Raw genomic sequence first — 25924 nt, forward strand, 5'->3', positions numbered from 1 at the left:
CCTGCGGAAACGTTGGGTTGGGGGGCCTTTCCTTTTGCCCATGGTGATCCGATGCCGGGGCAATCCCGCTCGGGCATCCCGCCCTTGGTACAAAAAATACCGGGAACGCCCAGCAGCTCTGGCCCGCGTGGCCAGCCCTGGATTGTACGTTCCCCCTGCCACTCCCATTTGGGCGTTTACAATCCAATACCGGCGTGCCACGATATGGATGTTGTGCGCTTCGCGGGTCAGTCATCCTTCGCAGAATGTGACAGGGAACAGATCAGTACAATCACCTCCTCCGAGGCATCTCCGGTACTCGGCCCCTCGCGAGGAATTCCTCATGTTTGATCTGTTCAAAGACCTTGATACCTACAAAGGGATCCCGCCGTATGCCAGCGAACATTACGGTGTCTATCAACCTCTGCTGGGCTGGGAATCACGGCTGACCAAAAAATGGATTCAGCGCGGTGGAATCATCGTCGATCCGCATATCAAGAAGATCCTTGATGCCCGGTTCAAACCCGGTCCGGAACTCGTGCAGAATGATCATCCCTTGGAATTTCTGGCGTTTCCCCTTCAGCCTGGCTCCGGAATATCGCCCTATTCCGTTATCTTGACCAAGACACTCAACAGCGAGCTACTGGTTGTCCTGAGGGATGCCGTCCAGGGTTTTGTGGAACAGCATGAAGGCCGTCTGCCGCAGGGTGCAGAATGGAATGCGCTGATAGAAATTAACAATTTTATGGACCCCGAGGCAGGGCCGCTGCGGAGGGTTAACGATATCCATCGTTCCCGCCTGAACCAACAGATGATGGCCCAGGCCCAAGGGGGCCAGATCACCGGCGAGATGCTTGCGGCCACTAAGCAAGCACACCTGGCCCTCATGCAGTACGAGTCCCAGATCGCCGTCTTCCTCCTTGCCCAGGCCGAGGCCCAGCAGGGGGCAGATCCCAACGAGCTCGCCAAGCTCTTTTCTGTCACTACCGCCGCGCCGGCCACTGACATCCTCCGACCGACGGACCCTCTGGCGAGCATAGACCCCCGCGCTTCCGGCGGGACGCTCTCGCCTGTGGGGTTTGTGCACTTGTTCCGCCAATACTTTTTCGATTTGGGAACCTTTCTGGGCGAAAGTGTCGAACATGTTTGGCTTGCACCGGGAACAACAATCGAGCTCATCGAGGTGAGCACCCGAAAGTCTGTCGTGGAGCATCAGGAGGAAAGTGCGTCAGAGTCCACCACCACTTCTGAAGAGAGCAGCGCGGTTAAGGATGAACTCAGTGACGCGGTGAAAGCCGAGAACAGCAGCAGTACCAAGCTTGGTGTCTCGACCACGAACACTGTGAATTTCGGCGTGTACCAGGGTACTGCTTCGGCAAATTACGGCGTGGAGAGCAGCCGGAAAGAAGCCCGCGAGGCAACTCACAAGCAAAACCGGGAGCAGTCGGAAAAGCTTTCTTCACAGATCAAGCGGAGCTTCAAGTCCATCTTCAAGACCGTGACAGAGTCGACGGATGTGCGCAGCCGACGGTACCTGCTGCAAAATACGTCGAACAAGCTGGTCAACTACGAGCTGCGGCGCAAAATGCGCCGCGTTGGCGTCCAGCTTCAGGATATGGGAAACCAGCTGTGCTGGCAGGTGTTCATCGACGATGCCGGAGTGTCCCTGGGACTGTCTGAACTGGTGCATTTTGCTGAATCCCCGGACTTGGCGAACCTCAAGGACCCCGAGTTTGGCCCGCCCCCGGCCAACATTGCCAAGAAAATCACGGTACCGATTCCTTTCACCCCCATCCTGAACTACAGCAACTGGCATGCAAACTACGAGTTCGCGTATCTGGAGACGGGCAACACGCCATATAAGGACAAATTCCTTGGCACCGTAAAGGGCGACGATGATGACGATGACAGCCAGGTCATCATGGGGCCCTTCACGTTCAAGATTGACCCTCCGCAAAGTGACTATGTCCTGACCGACGACATCAGGATCATTGGGCCGCAAGGCAACAAACAGGCCGTGGTGAGGACGAAGACCAAAAACGCGGATGGCTCGTTCACCCTGGTGCTGCAGTTCATCAACTTCAACAAGGAAAATGTCCTCAACCTCGACGTGGAGCTGGTGTTCGCCCCACAGGCTGCCGCACTCACCGAATACGAGGCAAACAAGAAGAAGATCCAGGAAAAGTACGACGTCGAGAGGCAGCGTCTGCTGAAAAAGAGTTTCCTGGAGAGCGTCAGGCAACGCATCAAGGACGCAAGCAGCATCAGGTCCAGGCCCTCATGGGACCTGAGAGAAGAAGAACGCACGGTTATCTACCGTGAACTGCTCCAGCGCCTGATGCTCGACTCCTGGGACATAGCCTCCAAGAATCAGAAGGATACGGACAATCTTCGCCTCAGCCACGTCCGCTCGGAGGTCATCCGGGCCATCTTCGACGTGGACGGAATGCTCTACTTTGTAGCACCTGAATGGTGGATGCCGCGGCGGCACCGAAGCCAGCTCAATTTGCAGGTGCAGGTGGGAGACCCCTCAATCGAACTGACCGATAACGACGTCGTTAAATGGGATGACGTCGAAAAACGCCCGGACAATTACCGAATTACCGAAGACTCCGCTCCCGCACGGTTCGGCAGTTCACTCGGGTGGTTGCTCCAGTTGGACGGTGACAACCTCCGCAACGCTTTCCTTAATGCGCCCTGGGTGAAGGCTGTCATCCCGATCCGGCCCGGGAGGGAGGGGGCCGCGCTCAATTGGCTTAGAAGCATCGAAGGCCACGAGAACGACGGGTGGAACACGCCCTATATCGGCACGGCTGAAGAGGATGCCGAGTTCAGCGGCAAGACCGTCGGTGAAGTACTGGAGATCATTGCCGGGCGAATGGAAAAGGAGAACGGCAAGATCGTCAACGTACTCGAAGCAGACAAGGTCTTTGAAAAGGGGTTCGACCCGCTGGCATCGGGCTTCGACGCAGGGTTGCCCGCCAACAAGGTCTTCAGCCAGTGGATATCGATTCTTCCCACGGACCAAATCGTGGCCTCCGAGTATGAGCCAAAAGACCTCACCCTTTAGCCCTGGGGAAACAGCCATGGAACTGAGGGACATCACCCGGGAAACCTCATTGCTGAAGTCCTACAAATCAACATACGTCGACAACCAGAATCACGAACTCCTCAGGATCTACCGGGACAAAGGCCGCCAGTTTCCGGTACTGACCGAACGGGTCTTCACACAATCAGGAGCCTCGCCGGAGGAGTTGATCGACTACAAGCTCCAGCGCAACATGGATGATGCCGATGCCGGACGGATTTTCGTCCTCGAGCGCACCGACAACCCGACCGATCAGCTGAAGACGAGGCTTTTCTTCGTCTGGCTCTCCCCAGCACTGGTCGGGCAGTTCAAGGTTGGCACCTCCAGCGCCCCCAAGGTGAAAGCGAGCGTTGTTTTTCATCCGCGGGCGGGCCTGGAAAAGTACCCGACGTACTGGAGAGGAGGACTGGAGCCGCTCCAGGTACCCAACTTCCTTGAGCTCGGAATAAGGTACCTGTGCAAGGAAAAGAATGTCGTGGCCCAGCATTTCTGCTCAACCCCCAAGACCCGCCAGCCCGGCGTCCCGCGCACCGACAGCCTCAAGAGTTCCCTGGCCGTGATGGTCGTGGTGCCAGTCTCCAGCGCCAATGCTTTCGCCAGCCTGGGCGACCCCCGGGAATTCGAAGATGCGCTCCGGCACATCGCCAAACGATGCTTTGAGGCCGTCACCACGCAGTTGATCCCGGCGGCTGCGGTCACGCTCGAGCGGGTGGCCGTCTCCGGATACAGCCGGAGCGGGGCAGTCCTCCGCACCCTCCTGGACAATGCCCGGGCGAACGAGCCGTTCATGCGGAACGTCGTGAAGGAGTTTTATGCCTTCGACGTGATGCTTAACGAGAACAATCCCCAGGGCGTTGTGATCAAAACGAAAAAACAGGGGTACGACGAGTTCTGGTCAAGACTCAAGACCTGGCAGGGGGAGGACTCCGACAAGATGATCCGGCTCTACAGCTCAGAGCCTGCAACGGTTGGAGCGATCTATGGCGAACTGCAAACCCGGCTCAAGAACTACGGCGGGGGATATCAAAGCGCCGTCGGTTTCAGCTCCTTCAACGGCAAGGCGCGGCGGAATGGTTCCGGAAAATACGCCGGACTCAGCGACGGCTACGAGATCTACTCCACCGACAACTCACGATCCCTCGCCGTTATGCCCTCAGGAAACGCCCTTGTCTACCTCTCCAGCGAGAACCTCGTTAATCCAGAAGGCTTTGCCCCTGGCGGTACCTACGAGCCCGGGCTGGAGGGGCACAGCTGGTTCGTGTCGCGGCTTCTGTCGCATGCCCTGTTCCACAGCGGCTTCTAGCGGTGCCCGTCCGCGACTCCTGGATAATCGCCGAAGACACCGGCACAACCAGCGCCTAAAGCCAGCCCTTCTTTTTGAAGATCCCATACATTGCACCCGCGATGGCCACCATCAGCGCAAGCGCCAGCGGGTAGCCAAGGTCCCAGTGAAGTTCCGGCATCGTGTCGAAGTTCATCCCGTAGATTCCGGCCACAAACGACGGTGCAAACAGGATGGCAGCCCACGAGGAGATCTTTTTGACCTGCTCGTTCTGCTCCGCGCTGGCCTCGTTCTGCCGGTTCGCGGTCAGCGTGCCGTCCAGGGTCAGGGCGTTCTGCAGGAGGTCCCGGAAGGAATCGGCCCGGGAAATGACCCGCTCCACATGGTCCTCCACATCGCGCAGGCTGTGCTGGAGTTCGGTTTCCACGCCGTACTTCGCAAACCCCCGCTTGAGCTGGAACATCATGTCCGGCAGCGGGTGGATGGCCCGCTGGAACTGGATCACTTCGCGGGCCAGCTCGTAGATACGCCGCGACACGGTTGAGTCGCCGCTGAAGAGCTGGTCCTCAATCTCGTCGATGTCGTTTTCCAGGCCGGCCACCACCGGGGCATAGTCATCCACCACGCGGTCCAGCAGGGCGTACAGCACAGCTTCGGGCCCGTGCTTGAGGAGGTCAGGCCGCGCCTCAAGCCGTTGCCGGACCCTGGCCACGCCTGCCATCTCCGCATGCCGGACCGTCACCACAAAGTTCTTGCCGGTGAAGATGTGCAGTTCACCGAATTCAACGGTTTCGGTTTCATCCACGTACCGGGCGGGCCGGAGCACCGTGAACAGGTTGTCGTCGTAGCGTTCCAGCTTGGGCCGCTGATGCGCGGACACGGCATCCTCGACGGCGAGCCCGTGCAGGCCGAACTCCGCTGCCACGGCGGACATTTCCTCCCGCGTAGGCCGGTACAGGCCGATCCAGGCCATCCCGCCGTAATGGGCCAAGGTCTCAAACGTCTGCTCCAGGCTTTCCGGCTCCGCATGCCTGACACCGTCAACGTAGACGGCGTTGTCGATGATGGTCACGGGCGGGTGGTCCTGACCCCTGGAAGCCGGCAACGCGAGGGGTGATAAAAAAGGCAGTCCATGTCCGAAGCCTAACCGTCCTGCCGCCGTCGGACGCCCCTGACACTGCCGCAACGGCCGTCAGCCACCGGCCGCCTTGGACAGGCCGCTGATCAGGGGCTCGGTCCGGTAGGGGATATGCGTGTGCAGGGCCAGGACGGTTTCCGTCCGGATCACGCCCCTGATCCGGAGCACCTGCCGCAGCGCGGCCTGCAGGCTGTGCGTATCGGTGGCGACCACTCGGCACCACACATCGCCCCGGCCCGAAATCTCGTGCACTTCGAGGACCTGGGCGATGGTCCGGAGGCCGGCCACCACACCATCCAGTTCCCGGTGCGAAACTTCGATGGTCACGAAGGCAACGACGTCGTAGCCCACCGCCTCCAGGTCCACTTCCCGCCCGCTGTGGCTCAGGACGCCCGAGCGGATCAGCCGCTTGACCCGGGTCTGCGCGGTGTTGCGTGCCACCCCCAGGGAGTCGCCGAGTTCGCCGACCTGGATCCGGGGATCGCGGATCAGCGCCAGGAGGATTTTGAGATCAGTAGGGTCCAGATTGTTCAAGTGGTCACTTTCCATCATCTTGGCTGGCCAATATTGACTGTTTTGCGCAATTCTGCCACGAATATCCGTTCAATAGGGCAGTAATGCCGCAATGTAGGGCTATCGGATATCCACCCCGCGCGGCCTCCCACAAGGACCAGCCCCGCGGTTGAACCAAGGCGGCACCATGACGGTCTTCAGTGAACTTCGCATGCGCCCTGCCCCGGCCGCTGCGGCCAGGGGCTGGGACGCTTCCACCACAGCACGCCTGGCCATGGCCGGCGCCGTCATTTTTGTGCTCCTGGTGGGTGCCAACCTTGCCACCCCCCTGTATCCGCTGCTGCAGGCTGAGCTGGGGCTGTCCACCCTGGACGTCACGGCCGCGTTTGCCAGCTACGTCCTGGCCCTGGTGGCAACCCTGATGCTGGCCGGCCATTGGTCCGACCACATTGGCCGCCGCGCCGCGCTGATCCTCGCCGTCCTGGCAGGACTCGCCGGCGGCTGGGTCTTTGCGCAGGCCGGCACCCTTGCTGCGCTGTGCGCAGGACGGGCCCTGCAGGGAATGGCCGTGGCCCTGGCCACGGGCGCCAGCTCGGCCGCACTGCGCGAACTGCTGCCCTCCCGCCCCGAATGGGCCTCCCGCTTCACCCTGCTCGCCTCCGCAGGGGGAGTGGCGGCGGGGCCCGTCATTGGCGGCCTGCTCTCGCTGCTGCCGGACCCAACCGCCATGCCGTATTACGTCCATTCCGCGGTGCTCGCCGCGCTGCTGGTGCCGCTGTTCCTCCTGCAGGCCCGCCCCGCGATCAGCCAGCCGCCGGTCTCCCGGCCGTTGCAGGTCCTGGCGCCACGACGGCCTTCCGTGTCCCGCGAGGCGCGCGGGGCCTTCTGGCTGGCATCCGGCGTCGGATTCCTCAGCTTCGCCGTCTTCGGGTTCTGCCTGTCCCTGGCCCCGGGATACTTTGCGCAGGTCCTGGGCACGGATTCCCGGCCGTTGATCGGTGTCCTCGCAGGGCTCACCCTCGGCGCCTCGGCGCTCAGCCAGCTGCTCGCCATCCGTGGCCGGTTTGCCGTCCCCGCAGGTCTGGCGATCCTGGGGACAGCCATCCTGTTGCTGGGCGCGGCCGGAGCCTGGCACAACCCGCTGCTGCTGGTGGCGGCTTCCCTGGCTGCCGGCGTGGGCCAGGGCGTGGCGTTCCGCACGGTCTTCAACGACGTGGCGTCCCGGGTTGAACCGGCCCGGCACGCCCAGATTGTCAGCACCGTGTACGTGATCACCTACCTGGGCAGCGCCGTCCCGGTCCTGGGACTTGGCTGGGCCACCGGCGTCTTCGGGCTCGCGGCGTCCGTCAGTACCTTCGTGGCCGTGTGCGGCACGGCGGCACTGCTCCTGGCGGCCCTGACGTTCCGGCCGGCCCTGCGGCGGAGCTGAGCCCGCCGCTACGCAGGCAGGGGCCCGTGGTTACCCTGGATGTGCTCAAACACCAGGGTGGTCTCGGTGTGGCCCACCACCGGATCCGTGGCCAGGTTGTCCAGCACCCAGTCCCGGAGGTCTTCGGTGGTGGCCACGGCAATGTGCAGCAGGTAGTCCACCGACCCTGACGTGTGGAACGTGGACAGCACGGCCGGCAGGTGCGGTACCCGCGCGGTGAAGCGGTCGATCTGGTCCCGGTCGTGGGCCCGCAGCCGCACGGCCACCAGCGCCTGCACGGACCGGCCGATCGCGGACAGGCTCAACTTCGCCTCGTAGCCCTGGACAATGCCCCGCTCGGAGAGCGCCCGGGTCCGCATCAGCGCTGTGGACGGGGCGATGCCCACCAGTTCCGCCAGTTGCTTGTTGGAGATCCGGGCGTCTGCCACCAGCGCGGCCAGGAGCCGCTCATCGATGGCGTCGAGGGGCTCCTGGTGCTGGACCGGCCTGGCATTCCTGGGGTTCGTACTCACTGCAGTTCCTTCCAACGTCCTGCATTCATCCTAGACCGCTGATTTGTCGCCAACAGGTGCCGCAGCCGGTGCGCCGCCGAACATCTGCAACGAAAGGCCGGGATGCGGCGCGGGTTAATTCGTTGCGGCCAGTGGGTCGCGGGGATGGACGACGGCGACAGTCGCCGCGGTGAGGACCGCAAGGGCCATCACGGCCCCCGCGAGGGCGGACCAGCCGAAGGACTGGAACAGCAGGCCCCCGGCCCACCCCAGCACGCTGGACCCGAGGTAGTACGCCAGGTTGTACAGTGACGCCGCCTGGGCCCTTCCTGTGCTGGCGATGGCTCCGGTCCAGCCGGCGCCGATGCTGTGCGCGGCAAAAAAGCCGCCGGTGAACACCACCAGTCCGGCCAGGATCACGGGCAGGGACGGGGTGAGGGTCAGGGCCAGGCCAGCCACGGCAAGGGCCAGGCCCGCCAGCAGGATGGTCCGGCGGCCAAACCGCAACGTCAGGCCTGCGGCCCAGCGGGACGTGAACGTCCCGGACAGGTAGGCCAGGAAGATCAGGCTGATAACGGTGGCCGGCAAGCCGAACGGTGCCCCGGAGAGCCGGAACCCCAGATAGTTGTAGACAGCCACAAAGCCGCCCATCATCAGGAAGGCCTGCACGTAGAGTGCCAGGAGCCGGATGTTCCGCAGATGCCTGGCCAGTGTCGCCACGGCGCCGCGAAGCCCTGACGCCTGCGCGGCCACGAAGCCTTGCGCCCTGGGGACCAGGAGCAGGAAGGCGACGGCGGCCAGCGTGGCCAGGATCGAAACTGAGAGGGCCGCCGCGCGCCAGCCCCACAGTTCCCCGGCGGGTCCGGCCACCAGCCTGCCGGCCAACCCGCCCAGCGTGGTGCCGGCAACGTAGCTGCCCGCTGCGACGGCAGCATGCGCCCGGGTGACTTCCTCGTTGAGGTAGGCGATGGCAATGGCCGGGATGCCCCCCAGTGCCATGCCCTCCAGGAGCCGCAGGCCAAGGAGCATGCCGAAGCTGCTGGCCAGCGGCACCAGCAGGCCCAGGACCGTGGCGATGGAGATGCCCCAGGTCATGGCCTTCACCCGGCCGATCCGGTCGGCCAGGAACGACCATGGGATCACCGTAACGGCCAGGCCCACGGTGGCCAGGGAGATCGTGAGGGCGGCCTCCGCGGCCGTGATCTTCAGGTCGGCTGCCAGCAGCGGCAGGACGGCCTGGGTGGAGTACAGCTGGGCGAAGGTGGCCACGCCGGCGAAGGAGAGGCCGGCGAGGATCCGCGTGTATGCCGCCGAACCTTTCGGGTGGCCATTCCACCGGAGCGGTTCCGGCTCGCTGCCGGGGAAGGGGTCGGGGCTGGACATTCCGTAAGCGTAGCCCCGGCCGTCATATCGCTCCAATGCATGCTTTGTGCCAAAATAATCGCAAATACAGATGAATTATCCGGGGCGCCCGGGTCCCGGCAGGAAAGGCCCGGCAGCAACGTGGAACCCGAACTCAAGCACCTGGTCCAGCTCCTCCCACTGTTGCCGGTCCTGGCGGAACTGGGACGGACGGGGCACATCACGGCCACGGCCGAGATCCTCGGCGTCCCGCAGTCCACGGTGAGCCGGGCCGTGGCCCGGGCCAGTGCCGTGGTTGGCGCTGAGCTGGTGGTCCGGGACGGCAGGGGAGTGCGCCTGACCCCCGCAGCGCAGACCCTGTTGCCGTACATCGACCAGGCGCTGTCCGGCTTCCAGGCGGGACTTGACCTGGTGCGCACCGAATCCGACGTGGCCCGCGGAAAAATCGCCGTCTCCTTCCAGCACACCTTCGGCGAAGCTGCCCTGCCACTGCTGATCAGTGCCTTCCGAAGCAGCCATCCCGCCGCAGTCTTCACCCTCAGCCAGGGGGCCCGCAGTGCCTGCCTGGAGGAACTGGCCGCCGGCCAGTCGGACCTGGCCCTGACGGCCCCGGTGGCACCTGCCGGCATGAACCTGGACTCCATCCCCCTGTACCGCGAGCCGCTCCGTTTGGTGGTCCACCACAGCCACCGGCTGGCCGGCCGGCGCAGTGCCGGCGTTGCCGAGGTCCGCACCGACCCGTTTGTTGCACTCGGGCCCGGTTATGGCCTGCGTTCGCTCACCGACGCCCTGTTCAAGGAGGCAGGGTGCCGGCCCCGGATCGCTTTCGAAAGCCAGGATTCCCATACCGTCCGGGGCCTGGTGGCGGCAGGGCTGGGGGTCAGTATCCTGCCCCCCGGTGGCGACGCCCCGGGCCGGGAACTGAGGGCAGCAACAGGAAACCTGGGATGGGTTGAAGTGCCGCTGACGTCCCGGCTCGCATTCCGGGAGGTGGGTGTGAGCTGGCGTCGCGGGAAGCCTGGGTCCGAGCCCGTCTCCGTGCGGCTCTTCCGGGAGATGGTGCTCAGCCGGGGGCAGGAACTGCTGGCCGGGCTGGCCGGCGGTTACGCATTACCGGAGCCGCCGGGAACATGACGCCGCCGCCGCCAGCCGCATGCCCGGCAGTCCTGCTGCCAGTAACCTTGTGGCGTGACTTACACCGAAAAAACCCCCGTCCCGCCAGCTGCCCCCACCGAAAGCCACACCCCCGGTGCCCTGAACGGCATCATCATCGGGCTGGACATCGGCGGCACCAAGACCCACGGCATCCGGTTCGAAGACGGCGTCCCGGTGGCTGACGAATCCGCGGGCAGCTCCAACGTGCAGAATGTCAGCCGGGAAGACGCGGCCCGGAACCTCGCTGAACTCTTCGCGAAAATCGGCGGCGGCCCGGTAGCAACGGTGTACGCAGGCTCCGGCGGGATCGACACCGAAGACGACGCCGCGGCGCTCGCCGCCCTGATCGCGCCGCACGTGCCGGGGGCCCGGGTCACGGTGGTCCACGACTCGCGGCTGCTGCTTGCCGCCGGCCACGCCAGCACCGGTGTGGCGGTCATTGCCGGGACCGGCTCGGCTGCCTGGGGAAGGAACGCCGACGGCGGCGAGGCCCGGGCCGGCGGCTGGGGTTACCTTTTGGGCGATGAAGGCAGCGGGTACTGGCTGGGCCGCGAGGCCGTCAGGTACAGCCTGACGCAGATGAACAAGGGACTTGCCCCGGATTCCCTCACCACAGCCCTCCTCGCCGGCTGCGGCGTGGCGGACCCCAACCGCCTGATTGCCCTGTTCCACGACCCGGCCACCGGCCGCCGGTTCTGGGCCCAGCAGGCACGCCACGTTGTCGCCGCCGCAGCCACAGGCCATGCCCCCAGCCAGGCCCTGCTGGAACAGGCCGGAGCGGACCTGGCCGGACTGGCGCTGCAGGTACTCCGCCAGCTCGGGCTTGAAGGGCCCGTCATCCTCGGCGGCGGGCTGGGCATGAATGTGCCGGCCCTGCAGGAGGCATTCCGCGGCCATTTAGCGGCTGCGGGCGTCACCGAGGTTCGCGTCCTGGACCAGGAACCCGTGTTCGGGGTACTGGACCTGGTGGCCGGGCCAGCCTGACGGGGAACTTTAGCCCTGGATGGAACGGCGCCGGGGCGTCAGGCGGACGCCGGGCATCGGCGGCGCCGGAATCCGTCCGGACTCGGCCCCCGCGTCCGGACCATGGCCGGGGACCAGCCCGTACCGGGCCGCTGCATTCTCGGAATCCGCCAGCGCCGCCTGGGCTTCCCACTCGTCGCGGGCCTGCTCCACTTCGTCGTGGGTGCGGCCCACAAAGTTCCACCACATCAGCAGTTCCTCGCCGAAAGGTTCGCCGCCGATCAGGAGGAACCGGGTGCCGGGAAGTGCCGTGAGGTGCAGGTCGGAACGGCCGGCGCCCAGGTAGCCCAGCGGTCCCGGCGGGATGTCCTGCCCGTCCACCGTCAGGCCGCCGTCGAGCACCAGGATGCCGTGCTCGAATCCCGGATCCAGGGGCAGGACCGATGCCCCCTCGCAGACCACGTCGGCGCCCACGATCGGCGAAAACATCGTTGCGGGCGAGGCCACGCCGGCCAGCTCGCCCACGAACACGGTTGCGGTGTAGCCGGGTGCCAAGGCCTGCGGCAGGTTGCGGTGCTGTTCGAAAGCCGGGCGGCGGTGCCGCTCGGCGTCCGGCAGCGCCACCCAGAGCTGAAGCCCCCGCTGCAGCGGCAACTCCCCACCGCCGTCGGGAAGGACGGCGAACTCCGAGTGGGATACCCCGTGGCCTGCCGTCATGATGTTCAATTCCCCGGGCCGGACCACCACGTCGCTGCCCACGCTGTCCCGGTGCCGGATGGTCCCGGCCAGCGGCCAGGTCACGGTCTGCAGGCCGATATGGGGGTGGGGGAGCACGGACATCGCCGTCCGATCCGGCCCGAAACTGTCCAGGAAGCACCAGGCGCCAATGGTGGGCAGTCCCCGCTGCGGCAGCGTCCGGCGGACGTTCATGGCCCGCACCCCGCCCAGCGGAACTTCCCGCTCGGGCCACAGCTGCAGGCAGGGCCCCGGGCCCTCCCCGCTGGGTGCCGGCGGACAGACTTCCTGCTGCGGGGATACTTCCAGATTCGTCACCCTCCCACTTTAGGCCGCGCCGGCCGGGCGGCCCAGCGGCCCCTTGGGCGGCCCGGAATTCCTGGCCTCCGGTCCACCCATCCGGCAGGATTCAGGTTCCGAATGGTTACAGAAGGATTCCTTTTGCCCCAATCCGATCCTTGGCGGGTGTTCACGGCCAAGGATTGGGTTACCGTAACTATCAGTGTGCTGATGACCATGTCCCGGCACCACGGATGCCGTCAACAGAACAGAACAGGTAAGTCCGCACCATGGACCAGGCAATGATCGAGTTCAAGAGCGTCACCAAGCAGTACCAGGGCGGGCAGGCGGCCGTGGCGGGACTGACCATGGCAGTAGCCAAGGGGTCCATCACCGTTTTTGTCGGTCCGTCCGGCTGCGGCAAAACAACGTCCCTGCGCATGATCAACCGGATGGTGGAACCCACGTCCGGTGTCATCACCGTTGATGGCAGGGATGTGACGTCCGTGCCCGCTGCCGAACTCCGCCGCTCCATGGGCTACGTGATGCAGTCCGCGGGGCTGCTGCCGCACCGTTCGGTGCTGGACAACATCGCCACCGTGCCGCGCCTTAACGGGGTATCCAAGGCCGCCGCGCGGAAACGCGCCGAGGAACTGCTGGACGTGGTGGGCCTGGCCCGGCCCCTGGCCAAGCGGTACCCTTCACAGCTTTCCGGCGGCCAGCAGCAGCGCGTTGGCGTGGCGCGTGCGCTGGCCGCAGACCCGCCGGTGCTGCTGATGGATGAGCCCTTCAGCGCCGTGGATCCTGTGGTCCGTGACGAACTCCAGCAGGAACTGCTGCGGCTGCAGAAGGACCTGGCTAAAACCATTGTGTTTGTCACCCACGACATTGACGAAGCCACCATCCTGGGCGACCAGGTCGCGGTGTTTGCGGTAGGCGGAAAACTCGCCCAGTACGCCACCCCGGAAGAGATCCTGCGGGCCCCCGCCAACGATTTCGTCGCCTCGTTTGTTGGCCGGGACCGCGGCTTCCGCCACCTTGGCTTCACCCCGTCCGACGGCGTCAGCATCCACCCGGTGCCCACCATCATCCGCGAAGGGGACAGCCACCGGTCGGACCCGGCCGCCACCGGAGGCTGGCAACTCGTAGTGGACTCGGGAATGCGTCCGTTGGGCTGGGCCATTCCCGGCACGGACACCGCACTTATTCCGGGCGGTTCACTGTTCCGCCCGGGCGACAGCCTCCGCCGTGCACTTGATGCCGCGCTTTCGTCCCCGTCGGGCCTGGGCGTCGCCGTGGACCAGGAAGGCCAGGTCCAGGGTGTGGTCCGGGGCGGCGAAGTCCTGGCCCTCATCGAGGAAGCACGCCAGCTGCGGCAGGCTGCGCTCTGATGGAATGGTTCCTTGCCAACAGCGGCATGGTGCTGGAACGGGCCGGCCAGCACCTGGTCCTGGCCCTCATCCCCATGCTTGCGGGGCTGGTCATCGCGATCCCGCTGGCCCAGCTGGCGCGGCAGAACCGGGCCCTCCGCTCGGTGGTCCTCACCGCATCGTCCCTGCTCTACACGGTGCCGTCCCTGGCGCTCTTCATCATCCTGCCCACAATCCTGGGCACCCGGATCCTTGATCCGCTCAACGTTGTGGTGGCGCTGACGGTCTACGCGGTGGCGCTGCTGGTCCGCGCTGCCCTGGACGCCTTCGACTCCGTGGACGACGGCGTCAGCCAGGCTGCCGTGGCCATGGGCTACAAGCCGTTGGCCCGTTTCCTCCAGGTGGACCTGCCGCTGTCCCTTCCTGTGATGTTCGCCGGCCTTCGCGTGGTTTCGGTCAGCAACATTTCGCTGGTCAGCGTGGCGGCCCTCCTGGGCATCGGAAACCTTGGCATGCTCTTCACGTCCGGACTGCAACGGGACTTCATCACGGAAATCGTGGTGGGCATCGTGGCCATCCTTATCCTTGCCCTGTTGATGGATGCCCTCCTGGTGGTGCTGGAACGAGTTATGACGCCGTGGGTGCGGGCCGGCAATCAGCGCGGCGGACAGGAACCTGCCCCGGAACACAACACCTCGAACGACTCCGACGGCGGGATCCCGGCTGCGGCCGGAACAGCCGGGGCCGCCCGGCGGCTGGCGCAGCCGAAGACCGGAGGGGGGAACGCATGAGCAACGTCTTTGCCGACACATTCGCCTGGCTCACCGACCCGCTGCACTGGACCGGCAGCGCCGGCATCCCCACCCGGCTGGTGGAACACCTCCAGTACACGGGGCTGGTCATGCTGATCGCCACCGCGATCGCCGTCCCCATCGGCCTGTACGTTGGCCACACCGGCCGCGGCAGGGTGGCGGTGGTGGCCATCGCCGGTGCATTGCGCGCGCTGCCCACGCTGGGACTGCTGACCCTCTTTGTCCTCCTGGCCGGCATCGGCCTGATGCCGCCGGTCTGGGCCCTGGTCATCCTCACCGTGCCCCCGCTCCTGGCCGGCACCTACGCAGGGATCTCCAGCGTTGACCGGAATGTTGTGGACGCGGCACGCGCCATGGGGATGACGGAGCTCCAGGTGCTGTTCCGCGCCGAACTCCCCAACGCCCTCACCGTTATGTTCGGTGGGTTCCGGACCGGCGTCCTGCAGGTCATCGCCACAGTGTCCGTGGTTGCCTACATCAACCTCGGTGGCCTCGGCCGGTACCTTTTCGACGGCCTTGTCCTCAGCGACTTCCCGCAGATGCTGGGCGGTTCGCTCCTGATCGCGGTGCTGGCCATCGCCGTCGACCTTGTCCTGTCCCTGATCCAGAGGCTGTTCCTGACCCCAGGCGCCTCAAAGCAGTCCCCCCACAGCCAGCCGGCTGCGGTCGATCTCACAGAACCCGCCCCCGCGGAGCCTGTGGTACTAGGAGGAAAATCATGAATGAAAGCCGTTCACGCCTCGGCAGGCGGGCGTTCAGCGGCCTGGCCGCCGGCGTCGGCCTGGCCATGGCACTGTCAGCCTGTGGCTCGTCCGATCCGCTCAGCAACGCACCGGCCACCGGTGGTTCCTCGGACGGGAACACTGCCCTGGTGGTCGGTTCCGCCGACTTCCCGGAAAGCCAGATCATCGCCGAGCTGTACGCCGGTGCCCTGACGGCCGCAGGCATCACCGCCACCACGAAGCCAAACATCGGCTCCCGCGAGGTTTACTTCAAAGCGGTCCAGGACGGCTCGGTGGACATCGTTCCGGACTACACCGGCAACCTGCTCCTGCACGTGGACAAAGCAGCCGCGGAGGTTTCCGCGGAAGACATCCTCGGGGCGCTCCCGGACAAGCTCCCGGATGGCCTGGCCGTCGGGGACGCCTCCAAGGCTGAAGACAAGGACGCGCTGGTGGTCACCAAGGCCACGGCCGAGAAGTACCAGCTCAAGTCCATCGAGGACCTGGCCAAGGTGTGCAGCGAAATTGTGGTGGGTGCCCCCGCCACGTTCGCGGAGCGCGCCTACGGCCTGCCCGGCCTGAAGAAGAACTACAACTGCGAGCCCAAGAAGCTGGAACCGTTCAGCGACGGCGGCGGACCCGTGACGTTGAAGGCACTGCTGGATGACCAGGTCCAGGTTGCCGACATCTACACCACCACGCCGTCCATTGCCGATAACGACCTGGTGGTCCTGGAGGACCCGAAGGACAACTTCATCGCCCAGCAGGTCATCCCGCTCTTCAACGAAGCCAAGATGACCGACAAGGCAAAAGAAGCCCTGAAATCCGTCTCCAGTGTCCTCACCACCGAGGACCTGATCAACCTCAACCGTGCAGTCAGCGGCAGCCAGAAGCAGGCAGCCAAGGACGCGGCCGAGGGCTGGCTGAAGGACAAGGGCATCCTCAAGTAAGGATGCGGCGGCCGGTTGCCGGGGGAGTTGATCCCCGCCCTGGCAGGCCTGAACGCACGACGGCGGCTGCCGGACCTGGTCCGGCAGCCGCCGCTTTTGTGTGGGCGAGGTCTCAACGGGAAAACATCCTGCCTGTGGCATATTTGAGGAATGGCAGAATTCAGGCAGTCCACCAAGCTTCACAACGTGCTCTACGACATCCGTGGACCCATTCTTCAGGCCGCCCAGCAAATGGAAGCGGAGGGTCACCGGATCCTCAAACTGAACATTGGAAACCCGGCACCCTTCGGGTTCGAAGCGCCGGACGCCATCCTGGTGGACATGATCCGCCACCTTCCCCACGCGCAGGGCTACAGCGATTCACGGGGCATCTTTTCCGCCCGCACCGCCGTGTCGCAGTATTACCAGACCCGCGGCATCCAGAACATCCACGTGGACGATATCTACCTGGGCAACGGCGTCAGCGAACTCATCACCATGTCCCTGATGGCGCTGCTGGACGATGCTGACGAAGTCCTGATCCCCACCCCGGACTACCCGCTGTGGACCGCTTCCGTTGCGCTGGCCGGCGGCAAACCCGTCCACTACCTGTGCGATGAGGACTCGGGCTGGCAGCCGGACCTTGAGGACCTGGAAGCCAAGATCACCCCGCGGACCAAGGGCATTGTGGTGATCAACCCAAACAATCCCACCGGCGCCGTCTATCCCGAAGAGACGCTGAAAAAGATCGTGGCGCTGGCGGAAAAGCATGGCCTGGTGCTCTTTGCCGATGAGATCTACGAGAAGATCCTGTATGAGGATGCCGTCCACGTAAACATGGCCAAGCTCACCGGCGACGATGTCCTGTGCCTGACCTTCAGCGGACTGTCCAAGGCGTACCGGGTTTGCGGCTACCGGGCCGGCTGGATGGCCATCTCCGGGCCGAAGAAGGACGCCGCCGATTATCTCGAAGGCATCAGCCTGCTCGCCAACATGCGGCTCTGTGCCAATGTTCCCGCCCAGCACGCCATCCAGACGGCGCTGGGCGGTTACCAGAGCATCAACGACCTCATCCTGCCCGGCGGCCGGCTTTTGGAGCAGCGGAACAAGGCGTACGACATGCTCAACGCCATTCCCGGCGTGAGCACGCAGCAGGCCCGCGGGGCCCTGTACCTGTTCCCCCGGCTGGACCCGGAGGCGTTCCACATCCGGGACGACGAGAAGTTTGTCCTTGACCTGCTGCGGGAGGAGAAAATCCTGGTGTCCCACGGGCGGGCGTTCAACTGGGTGCGCCCCGACCACTTCCGCATGGTCACGCTGCCCAACGTCAAGGACATCGAGGAAGCGATCGGCCGGATGGGGGACTTCCTCAGCAGGTACAAGGGGAACTAGCCTGAGTTCACGGGCTGTTCAGGCCCGTGAACTTCGCCGGAAGGATTCGCCATGACCACTGTGGTCGGCTTCGAACAGGACCCCGCCCAGACCCTGCGGGCGGGGAAAAAATTCTCGCTGGCGGAGGTGGATCCTGACTCCACTCCCGGGTACCCGGGCAACAAGGACAGCGGCAAGGCGCTGCTGGCCGGCCAGGACGACGATCTGGGCGAACTGCAGGAAAAGCTGTTCGCCGAGTCCCGTTTCGGCGGTGGCCGGCGCGTCCTGTTGATCCTGCAGGCCATGGACACCGCCGGCAAGGGCGGAATTGTCAGCCACGTCATGGCAGCCATGAATCCGCAGGGGGTCCAGTTCAAGGCCTTCAAAGCCCCCACCGAGGAAGAGAAACAGTACGACTTCCTGTGGCGGATCGAAAAGGAGGTTCCCGCGGCCGGCATGGTGGGGGTCTTTGACCGGTCCCACTACGAGGACGTCCTGATCCACCGGGTCCACGGCTGGGCAGCCCCGGAGGAGATCAAGCGGCGGTACGCGGCCATCAACGAATTCGAGTCCCGGCTGGCGGACGCCGGCACCAAAGTGGTCAAGGTGATGCTGCACATCAGTGCTGACGAGCAGAAGAAACGGCTGCTGGCGCGGTTGGACACACCCGAGAAGCACTGGAAATACAGCCGCGGCGACCTGGACGAACGGGCCTTCTGGCCGGACTACATGGCCGCCTACCAGGCCGCCATCGACGCGACCAACACGCCCGGCGCACCCTGGCACGTGGTCCCGGCCAACAAAAAATGGTACGCCCGGATCGCCGTGCAGCACCTGCTGCTCGGTGCCCTGACCGGACTTAACCTCGAATGGCCCAAGGCAGAGTTCGATGTGGCGGCCGAGCGGAAACTGGTGGCCAGGTCCTGACCGGCTAAGGGGATGGCCTTAGAGCGGCTGGTCCCGGGCCGCTGCCAGCCGCTTCCGGGCGCCCTCGAGCCATTCCTCGCACCGCTGTGCCAACGCTTCGCCGCGTTCCCAGAGGCCCAGGGATTCCTCAAGGCTGGCGCCGCCGGCCTCCAGCCGTGACACCACGGCCACCAGCTGCTCGCGGGCTTCCTCGTAACTCAGCCCGCTGACGTCGGCCCCTGCCATTTGCTGCTCACTCATGTGCTGCTCCTGCTTCCACGTTGTCCTCTTCTGTTTCGACGGTGCCACCGCTGCCGGTGGAGGTGGCGCCAAACCGGCCTTCCGCCACCCGGATGGACAGCGGGGCCCCAGCCGGCGCCTCCGCCGGGTGGCGCACCACTGCGTGTCCGGCGGCCGTACCCGGGACGGCGCCGGCCCTGGCAAGTTCGACGACGGCATAGCCACGGTCCAGGGTCTTCTGCGGCGACAGCGCACGCACCTGGGCCTTGAGGTGCTGGAGTTGGTCTGCGGCGCGGACCACGGAGGAGTTGACGGCGGCCGCTGACCGCCGCAGCAACCGTTCCAACTCTTCCTCCCGGACTGTCACCAGGCCTTCCGGCGCCGCGAGGACAGGCCTGGACTGCAACGCGGTGAGCCGGTCCGTCTCCCGGTCCACCAGCCGGTCCATGCAGCGCCGAAGCTGCTCGCGGGCCTGGCGGACTCCCGCGAGTTCCTCGGAAACATCCGGCACGATGCGCTTGGCGGCGTCCGTGGGGGTGGAAGCCCGGAGGTCTGCCACGTCATCAAGGAGCGGCCGGTCGGCTTCGTGGCCAATGGCGCTGACCACCGGCGTGAGCGCCGCAGCGACGGCCCGCACCAGTTCCTCACTGTTAAACGGCAGCAGGTCCTCCAAGGCACCACCGCCGCGGGCAATCACGATCACATCCACGTCGGGGCGTTCATCGAGTTCACGCAGCGCCCGGATCACTTGCGAAACGGCCGTATTGCCCTGCACCGCCACCTCGCGGATCTCGAATTCGACGGCAGGCCACCTGAGGGCCGCGTTGCGCAGGACGTCTTTCTTGGCGTCGGAATCCCGCCCGGTGATCAGGCCGATCCTGTGGGGCAGCAGTGGAAGGGGCTTCTTGCGCGAATCCGCAAACAGGCCCTCAGCGGAGAGGGCCTGGCGAAGCCGCTCGATCCGGGCCAGGAGATCACCCAGGCCCACCGGCCGGATGTCGCGGACCAGCATGTTCAGCCGTCCGGTCTTGATCCAGAACTCCGGCTTCAGGAGGGCCACCACCCGGGAGCCCCGCTCAAGCGGCAGGTCCTGGCGTTCCAGCACCTTGGTCCACACCGACGCCGGCAGGGACACTTCCGCGTTGACGTCCCGCAGCGTCAGGTAGGCGTTGGTGCCGCGCCTGTTCAGCTCGATGACCTGTCCCTCAACCCAGGCGGACGGGGTCCGGTCAATGTGGGCTTTCAGCTTCTGCGACAACAGCTGGAGCGGCCAGGGATTATCAGGACTGGTTTCCGCGGCCGTGGCAGGCAAGGTGGTAGGCGCGTTGCCCGGCAGGGCTGCCTGCTCAGACATGCGGCTGTCCGTACGGGGCTGGAACGGGGGACATGGGGTCCTTCATCTCTTGTGCGGCGGTCAACCAACCTTATCCATAACCTCTATCACCGGGGTCTGACAGCGGCCGGTCAGAATCGTTGCCTAGGATGGTTTGACCGCTGTCGACCCTGAAGGACCTGTTGTGCGCACTTTTGTTTCCGCCGTTGCCACGCTGCTGGCCGTGCTGCTGGCTGCCGTGGCCGTCCCGGCCATCTGGCTGGAACGCACCATCGTCCAGGAGGAAGGCTTTGTTGGTTTGGCGGCTCCCCTGGGAACCAACGCCGAATTCCAGCAGCGGCTGGCCGCCGCCGCCGTCGGAACCATCGATACCAGCGCCGTCCCGGGCATTGTGTCCGAACTGGTGAAGCCGGTCCTTGCGGATGCGGCCACGTCGCTGACGTCCCTTCCCGGCTACCCGGCGGCGTGGGAGGAAACCCTGCGCAAAAGCCACCGGCTGAGCTTTGCCGTCTCCGGTCCGGATGCCGGCACCCCGTCAACGCTGACGCTCGATGTGGCGCCGCTGGTGTCCCTTGCCACCGGCGAGGTGTCCCGCGCCATCGGCATCCCGCTGGCGCCACCCACCGAGACGCTTATCAGCGTGGGCCAGCCGCAGCAGAAGGAACTGACTGAACGGCTGGCTACGTTTGCACCGGTTGCATACCTTTTGGCGATTGGCTCGGCCGTTGCGCTGCTGCTGGCCCTGGTGGCAGCGCGGCGTAAATGGACAGTGCTGGCCGCTGCGGGGGTGGGCGCCTTGCTGCTCGCGGGATTGTGGGCCGTCGGGACCGGGGCTGGATCAGCCATGGCGCTCGGCACGGACACCGGCAACGACCTGGGAAACCTGTTCCGGGACGAATTCGTTCCGGCCGCAGCCGCAAGCTTCCAAAGCTGGGCCGGGGTTACCGCCGTCGTCGGGGGAGTGCTCCTGCTGGCAGGGGTTGTGGCGGGGGTCTCCTCGAGGCGGCGGGCACAGCCAAACCGGTAGCATGGGGAAATGACCTCCACCGCTGTTTCCCTTTCGATGCCAACCATTCCGCGTAGGCGCCGCTCGCCCGAGGAAGTAGCAGCCGCAGCCCCCGTTTCCGGGGCGAAGAGGGTGCTGCTGGCAGCCCCGCGCGGCTACTGCGCCGGCGTGGACCGCGCGGTGATTGCAGTGGAGAAGGCGCTGGAGCATTACGGCCCGCCCGTTTATGTCCGCAAACAGATTGTGCACAATGTCCACGTGGTGAGCTCCCTTGAGGAGAAGGGTGCCATCTTCGTTGACGAAACGGACGAGGTCCCCGAAGGTGCGCTGGTGATCTTCTCAGCCCACGGTGTCTCGCCGGCCGTAGTGGAATCCGCCGAGCAACGCGGTTTGCGCACCATCGACGCCACCTGCCCGCTGGTGACCAAGGTGCACAAAGAAGCCGTCAGGTTCGCCAAAGACGATTTTGACATCCTGCTGATCGGCCACGACGGCCACGAGGAAGTCGAAGGTACGGCCGGGGAAGCACCGGACCACATCCAGATCATTAACGGCCCGCACGAAGTGGACCAGGTAACCGTCAGGGATCCCGAAAAGGTCATCTGGCTCTCCCAGACCACATTGAGCGTGGACGAAACCATGGAAACCGTCCGGCTGCTCAAGGCCCGCTTCCCCACGCTGCAGGATCCGCCCAGCGACGACATCTGCTACGCCACCACCAACCGACAGGTGGCGATCAAAAAGATCTCGCCGCAGGCAGAGCTGGTCATTGTGGTGGGATCCGCCAACTCCTCGAACTCGGTCCGGCTGGTGGAGGTGGCCCTCGAGTACGGCGCCAAGGCCTCCTACCGGGTGGACTTTGCCAACGAAGTCGACGAAGCCTGGTTTGAGGGTGTTGCCACCGTAGGCGTGACCTCAGGGGCGTCGGTCCCGGAAGTCCTGGTCCAGGACGTGCTGCGCCTGCTGGCCGACTATGGCTACGGCAGCGTTGAAGAAGTGGTCACCGCTGAGGAAGACCTGCTGTTCTCGCTGCCCAAGGAACTCCGGGCCACCCTCAAGCAGGCCGGCGACGTGACCCGCGCCCTGGGCGGGCGCAAGGCACGCGACTGACCTCGCCTGCGCTGCCCTGGCTTACGCCGCTTCTTCGTCGCGTTGCAGTTCCGGCGCCGCCACTGCCCGGGGTGTTACCTCGATGGCGGGCGGTGCCGCCAGCCCGGCGGCGTCCAGCGAGTTGAGTTTGCGTGCAGTGGGCAGGACCCGGGCCTCGAGGGTCCCCACCATCGAGTTGTAACGGTCCACTGAGGACTTCAGCGAGGCGCCCAGCTTGGTGACGTTCTCACCGAGCGTCCCCATCCGGTCGTACAGCTGGCTGGCCAGCTCAAACAGCTCGCGGGCACTGTCCGTGAGGACGTCCTGGCGCCACGTGAACGCGACGGATTTCAGGACCGCAAGCAGCGTGCTGGGGGAAGCCAGCACCACGTTGCGGGACAGCGCATGGTCCAGGAGCTCCGGGTCCGCGTTCAGGGCTGCGGCAAGAATCGATTCGGCGGGCAGGAAGCAGATCACCAGTTCCGGTGAATTGCCGGGAATATCCCAGTACTTTTTGTTGCCCAGCGCGTCCACGTGCGCCCGGAGCGCTTTGGCGTGCGCCACAAGCAGGGACTGCTGGTTGCGGCGTTCCATGGCGGACGGAAGGCCGGCGGGACGGGTGTCCGCAGTGCCGAGCTCCTGGGCTTCCAGGTAGGAGGACAGCGGCACCTTGGCGTCCACCACAAGCTGCTTCTGGCCGGGCAGCTGGACCACCAGGTCCGGGCGGACGCCGGACTCGCCGCCGGTGCTGTGGAGCTGCTCCACAAAATCAACGTGGCGGAGCATGCCGGAGGCTTCCACCACGCGGCGCAGCTGCACCTCGCCCCATTGGCCGCGTGCACTGTTGGACCGCAATGCCGATTCGAGGGCGTGGGTGGACCGGATCAGCTGTTCATCCGAGAGCCGCGCCTCCTGCAGCTGCTGGGCCAGCTGGCCGTACTGTTCCACCCGGTCCCGCTCCAGCAGCGCCACCTGCTGCTGGACAGCGGTGAGCTTCTCCGCCACCGGCGCCAGGGCGCGGAGCACACTGCCGTCCTGCGACCTGGCCTCGCCGAGCTCCCGGTTCTGTGCCGCCAAAAGCCGCCGCTCGGCGTCGGCCGCTGCGAACCTGGCGCTCACCTCCGAAAGCCGGGACGAGACGGCATCGAAGTCCTCCTCCAGCCCACGGGACTTCTTCCGAAGCGCCAAAAAGACGGCGGCGGCGCCAGCGAAGACGCCCAGCAGCAACGTGAACAAGGCCAGAATCAGGGCAAATGCATCCATGTCCTTACTGTTGCATGGGGCTCCGACAATTTGCGGCAGGTAGAATCTATGCTCGTGGCTCTAACTATTGGCATCGTCGGACTGCCCAACGTCGGCAAATCAACTCTCTTCAACGCGCTCACCCGCAACCAGGTCCTGGCGGCGAACTACCCGTTCGCCACCATCGAACCCAATGTCGGCGTCGTGAACCTGCCTGATCCGCGGCTGCAGAAGCTCGCCGAGATCTTCGGTTCCCAGCGGCTGCTCCCGGCGCCGGTGTCCTTCGTTGACATCGCCGGCATTGTGAAGGGTGCGTCCGAGGGCGAAGGCCTGGGTAACAAGTTTCTGGCCAACATCCGCGAGGCGGAGGCCATCGCCCAGGTGGTCCGCGTGTTCGATGACCCTGACGTCATCCACGTTGACGGCAAGGTGGATCCGCGCTCGGACATGGAAACCATCAACACCGAGCTGATCCTGGCCGACCTCCAGACCATCGAAAACGCCATCCCGCGGATCGAAAAAGAAGTCAAAATCAAAAAGCGGGAAGCCGCTGAGCTCGCTGCCATCAAGGCGGCGCAGGTAGTGCTGGAACGCGGCGACACCGTGTTCTCCTCCATCAAGAGCGACAAGCTGGAGATGGAGCACCTCAGGGAGCTCGGCCTGCTGACGGCCAAGCCCTTCATTTACGTCTTTAACTCTGACGAAGGCATCCTGGGCAGCCCGGAGAAGCAGGACGAACTGCGCGCTATGGTGGCCCCCGCGGACGCCATCTTCCTCGATGCCAAGCTGGAATCCGACCTCGTGGAACTGGACGAGGAGGAAGCCCGCGAAATGCTGGAGATGAACGGCCAGGACGAATCCGGCCTGGACCAGCTGGCCCGCGTCGGCTTCCATACCCTGGGCCTGCAGACCTACCTCACGGCAGGACCGAAGGAATCACGTGCCTGGACCATCCACCAGGGCGACACCGCCCCGCAGGCTGCCGGCGTGATCCACTCCGACTTCCAGCGCGGCTTCATCAAGGCCGAAGTGGTTTCCTTTGACGACCTCGTGGCCGCTGGTTCCATGGCCGAAGCGAAGTCCCGCGGCAAGGTCAGGATTGAAGGCAAGGAATACATCATGGCCGACGGCGACGTGGTGGAGTTCCGCTTCAACGTCTGATCCCACAGAATTTTGAGACGGCCCCGCATGCTTCCGCATGTGGGGCCGTCTCTGTTGGTGCTGGGCTACCTGCAGCACGTGACCTAGGATCTCCTTCGAGACCGGGATGCGCACTGACCCCTACCTGAACGGTGCCTAACAGACCGGCATCGGGCACAGCTGGGGCCTGGCGAACGTCACCAGCTCCGAGGTCGCCGGAGCCCGGTACGACAAAGTGATCTCCCTCGCCGGGCCGGCATGCTCCCGGACTGGAAACCACAGCCAAATACGGAATATTCGAATCTTTTTTACTATGATCTGCTCGTCCATGGGCAGGGAGTTACCAACCTCATCACGAATAAAGGGATGGTGTGGGATGGAAACAACCCGATTTATCGCGATGAGTTCGAACAGCACTCCTACCGAGGACCTGAGGACGACAAAATGGACGGCGCGATTGACACCGTCGAAGAAGGGAACATCCTCATGAACAACCACAGCCTCATCGCCTCCAACAGCCAGGACAACATGAAAGCGCTTGAAGACATGCTTGGAATTGTGACTAGATGAGGGCGCGGAGCGGTGCCATGACGTTATTGCTGGTGGGTCTGATAGGGCTTGCGGTTGTGGCGGAAACACGAGTTCGACCGAGCCAACTGTGCCAATTGCTGCTCAAACACAGGAGGAACCGATGAAAGCTGAACTGACCTGGCAGGAAGCTAAAGCCCACACACAAGCCATGCAATTAGAGATCGCCGCACTGATCCCAAAAGATGCTGTTATCTCGATTGATCAGAAGAAGAAGGGCGTGCTTCTGTCCTGCAACAAGACCCAACACAACTGGAACGCTTCAACGACGGTCACGGTCGCCGAAGGAACCGAATTAGAGCCCATCGTGGGAGCCATCGAAGCCCATTACCGGGCGAACGGAGCCAAAGTATCTGTCGATAGGAATGTAGATGAAAACTATAGAATCCAAATCGACCCGCCTGCTCCAGGGGAGAATTACATCGTCTCCGAAGGATTGTCCCCAAACGAAATCCGTATCGCATCAGGATCTGCGTGCTTCACCTTGCCCGAGGGCGTCTACCCAGGTGGGGATTTTTAGATCCTCATGAACAACCACAACCTCATCGCCTCCAAAGCGAGGACAACAAGCAAGTACTCAAAGACATGCTTGGCATTGTGGGGCGCGACGCGGTGCAGAGTGGCCCGCGCCTTGAAAGCTAGGGACTATACCCACGAAGACATCGCGGCCGTCACCGGCTACAGCTTCCAACGCATCGGCCAAAGCCATAAACACAACCAGCTGACGCGAGCATGACGAGTCGAGCTGACGGGGCTGCAGGC

At 64.7% G+C, this 25924-nt stretch carries 24 protein-coding genes; 16 read left to right on the forward strand and 8 right to left on the reverse strand.

The features are described from left to right. Positions 1-322: 322 nt before the first annotated feature. Positions 323-3049, forward strand: a complete 2727-nt coding sequence (locus tag QRN07_RS06860) for a hypothetical protein (RefSeq protein WP_056597050.1) — start codon at positions 323-325, stop codon at positions 3047-3049. Positions 3050-3065: 16 nt separating this feature from the next. Next, entirely contained in the window at positions 3066-4370 is a 1305-nt protein-coding gene (locus QRN07_RS06865) for a hypothetical protein (protein ID WP_285240682.1), read from the forward strand. Between the two features lie 55 nt (positions 4371-4425). Here the strand turns inward: QRN07_RS06865 and corA are convergent, their stop codons facing one another. After that, entirely contained in the window at positions 4426-5421 is a 996-nt protein-coding gene (corA, locus tag QRN07_RS06870) for a magnesium/cobalt transporter CorA (RefSeq protein ID WP_050685824.1), read from the reverse strand. A gap of 120 nt (positions 5422-5541) precedes the next feature. Beyond that, on the reverse strand, positions 5542-6021 hold the full coding sequence (locus tag QRN07_RS06875; RefSeq protein ID WP_285240683.1) for an Lrp/AsnC family transcriptional regulator: 480 nt from the start codon (positions 6019-6021) through the stop codon (positions 5542-5544). Between the two features lie 166 nt (positions 6022-6187). On the opposite strand from QRN07_RS06875, the gene QRN07_RS06880 reads away from it, so the two are divergent. Further along, a complete protein-coding gene (locus tag QRN07_RS06880) occupies positions 6188-7429 on the forward strand; it encodes an MFS transporter (RefSeq protein ID WP_285240684.1) in 1242 nt (413 codons plus the stop codon). Between the two features lie 8 nt (positions 7430-7437). Here QRN07_RS06880 and QRN07_RS06885 read toward each other — a convergent pair whose 3' ends face one another. Both QRN07_RS06885 and QRN07_RS06890 read right to left on the reverse strand, forming a co-directional pair. After that, positions 7438-7941: an Lrp/AsnC family transcriptional regulator gene (locus tag QRN07_RS06885; protein WP_056597055.1), complete on the reverse strand. Its 504-nt coding sequence runs from the start codon at positions 7939-7941 to the stop codon at positions 7438-7440. Positions 7942-8055: 114 nt separating this feature from the next. Continuing rightward, positions 8056-9303, reverse strand: coding sequence for an MFS transporter (locus QRN07_RS06890; protein WP_285240685.1), 1248 nt, complete (start codon positions 9301-9303; stop codon positions 8056-8058). A gap of 120 nt (positions 9304-9423) precedes the next feature. Here QRN07_RS06890 and QRN07_RS06895 point away from each other — a divergent pair, with 120 nt between their 5' ends. Both QRN07_RS06895 and QRN07_RS06900 read left to right on the forward strand, forming a co-directional pair. Further along, positions 9424-10416: a LysR substrate-binding domain-containing protein gene (locus tag QRN07_RS06895; protein WP_050685833.1), complete on the forward strand. Its 993-nt coding sequence runs from the start codon at positions 9424-9426 to the stop codon at positions 10414-10416. 54 nt (positions 10417-10470) lie between these two features. After that, positions 10471-11421, forward strand: coding sequence for an N-acetylglucosamine kinase (locus QRN07_RS06900; RefSeq protein WP_502934782.1), 951 nt, complete (start codon positions 10471-10473; stop codon positions 11419-11421). Between the two features lie 9 nt (positions 11422-11430). On the opposite strand, the gene QRN07_RS06905 is transcribed toward QRN07_RS06900, so the two are convergent. Continuing rightward, positions 11431-12453 carry a pirin family protein gene (locus tag QRN07_RS06905; RefSeq protein ID WP_285240686.1) on the reverse strand — a complete coding sequence of 341 codons (1023 nt, stop codon included), beginning with the start codon at positions 12451-12453 and terminating at the stop codon, positions 11431-11433. 251 nt (positions 12454-12704) lie between these two features. Between QRN07_RS06905 and QRN07_RS06910 the strand changes: the two genes are divergently transcribed. From QRN07_RS06910 to QRN07_RS06935, 6 genes are all read left to right on the forward strand, one after another. Continuing rightward, positions 12705-13805: an ABC transporter ATP-binding protein gene (locus tag QRN07_RS06910; protein WP_050685837.1), complete on the forward strand. Its 1101-nt coding sequence runs from the start codon at positions 12705-12707 to the stop codon at positions 13803-13805. After that, positions 13805-14575, forward strand: a complete 771-nt coding sequence (locus QRN07_RS06915) for an ABC transporter permease (protein ID WP_285240687.1) — start codon at positions 13805-13807, stop codon at positions 14573-14575. The genes QRN07_RS06910 and QRN07_RS06915 overlap by 1 nt, the downstream gene beginning before the upstream one ends. Then, complete coding sequence (locus QRN07_RS06920) at positions 14572-15318, forward strand: ABC transporter permease (RefSeq protein WP_050685840.1); 747 nt, start codon at positions 14572-14574, stop codon at positions 15316-15318. Before QRN07_RS06915 ends, QRN07_RS06920 begins: the two co-directional genes overlap by 4 nt. Continuing rightward, on the forward strand, positions 15315-16268 hold the full coding sequence (locus QRN07_RS06925; RefSeq protein WP_050685842.1) for an ABC transporter substrate-binding protein: 954 nt from the start codon (positions 15315-15317) through the stop codon (positions 16266-16268). The genes QRN07_RS06920 and QRN07_RS06925 overlap by 4 nt, the downstream gene beginning before the upstream one ends. A 150-nt stretch (positions 16269-16418) precedes the next feature. After that, positions 16419-17639, forward strand: coding sequence for a pyridoxal phosphate-dependent aminotransferase (locus tag QRN07_RS06930; RefSeq protein ID WP_050685843.1), 1221 nt, complete (start codon positions 16419-16421; stop codon positions 17637-17639). Positions 17640-17690: 51 nt separating this feature from the next. After that, complete coding sequence (locus QRN07_RS06935; RefSeq protein WP_285240688.1) at positions 17691-18545, forward strand: polyphosphate kinase 2 family protein; 855 nt, start codon at positions 17691-17693, stop codon at positions 18543-18545. 18 nt (positions 18546-18563) lie between these two features. On the opposite strand, the gene QRN07_RS06940 is transcribed toward QRN07_RS06935, so the two are convergent. Both QRN07_RS06940 and xseA read right to left on the reverse strand, forming a co-directional pair. After that, positions 18564-18785: an exodeoxyribonuclease VII small subunit gene (locus QRN07_RS06940; RefSeq protein WP_050685847.1), complete on the reverse strand. Its 222-nt coding sequence runs from the start codon at positions 18783-18785 to the stop codon at positions 18564-18566. Then, complete coding sequence (xseA, locus tag QRN07_RS06945) at positions 18778-20118, reverse strand: exodeoxyribonuclease VII large subunit (RefSeq protein ID WP_285240689.1); 1341 nt, start codon at positions 20116-20118, stop codon at positions 18778-18780. Before xseA ends, QRN07_RS06940 begins: the two co-directional genes overlap by 8 nt. Positions 20119-20281: 163 nt before the next feature. Here xseA and QRN07_RS06950 point away from each other — a divergent pair, with 163 nt between their 5' ends. Both QRN07_RS06950 and QRN07_RS06955 read left to right on the forward strand, forming a co-directional pair. After that, a complete protein-coding gene (locus QRN07_RS06950; RefSeq protein ID WP_285240690.1) occupies positions 20282-21124 on the forward strand; it encodes a hypothetical protein in 843 nt (280 codons plus the stop codon). 9 nt (positions 21125-21133) lie between these two features. Beyond that, a complete protein-coding gene (locus tag QRN07_RS06955; protein WP_050685853.1) occupies positions 21134-22213 on the forward strand; it encodes a 4-hydroxy-3-methylbut-2-enyl diphosphate reductase in 1080 nt (359 codons plus the stop codon). Positions 22214-22234: 21 nt separating this feature from the next. Here QRN07_RS06955 and QRN07_RS06960 read toward each other — a convergent pair whose 3' ends face one another. Then, on the reverse strand, positions 22235-23455 hold the full coding sequence (locus QRN07_RS06960) for a DNA recombination protein RmuC (RefSeq protein WP_050685855.1): 1221 nt from the start codon (positions 23453-23455) through the stop codon (positions 22235-22237). A 54-nt stretch (positions 23456-23509) separates the two neighbouring features. Here QRN07_RS06960 and ychF point away from each other — a divergent pair, with 54 nt between their 5' ends. The 3 genes from ychF (at position 23510) to QRN07_RS06975 (ending at position 25682) form a co-directional block, all read left to right on the forward strand. Next, entirely contained in the window at positions 23510-24595 is a 1086-nt protein-coding gene (gene ychF, locus QRN07_RS06965; protein ID WP_050685970.1) for a redox-regulated ATPase YchF, read from the forward strand. Positions 24596-24940: 345 nt separating this feature from the next. Then, on the forward strand, positions 24941-25144 hold the full coding sequence (locus tag QRN07_RS06970) for a hypothetical protein (RefSeq protein ID WP_157407690.1): 204 nt from the start codon (positions 24941-24943) through the stop codon (positions 25142-25144). Positions 25145-25265: 121 nt separating this feature from the next. Further along, positions 25266-25682 (forward strand): hypothetical protein, encoded by a 417-nt coding sequence (locus QRN07_RS06975; protein ID WP_285240691.1) that lies wholly within the window; start codon positions 25266-25268, stop codon positions 25680-25682. Positions 25683-25924 lie beyond the last annotated feature (242 nt).

The sequence above is a fragment of the Pseudarthrobacter sp. MEB009 genome (assembly GCF_030208875.1).
Classification (GTDB): Bacteria; Actinomycetota; Actinomycetes; order Actinomycetales; family Micrococcaceae; genus Arthrobacter.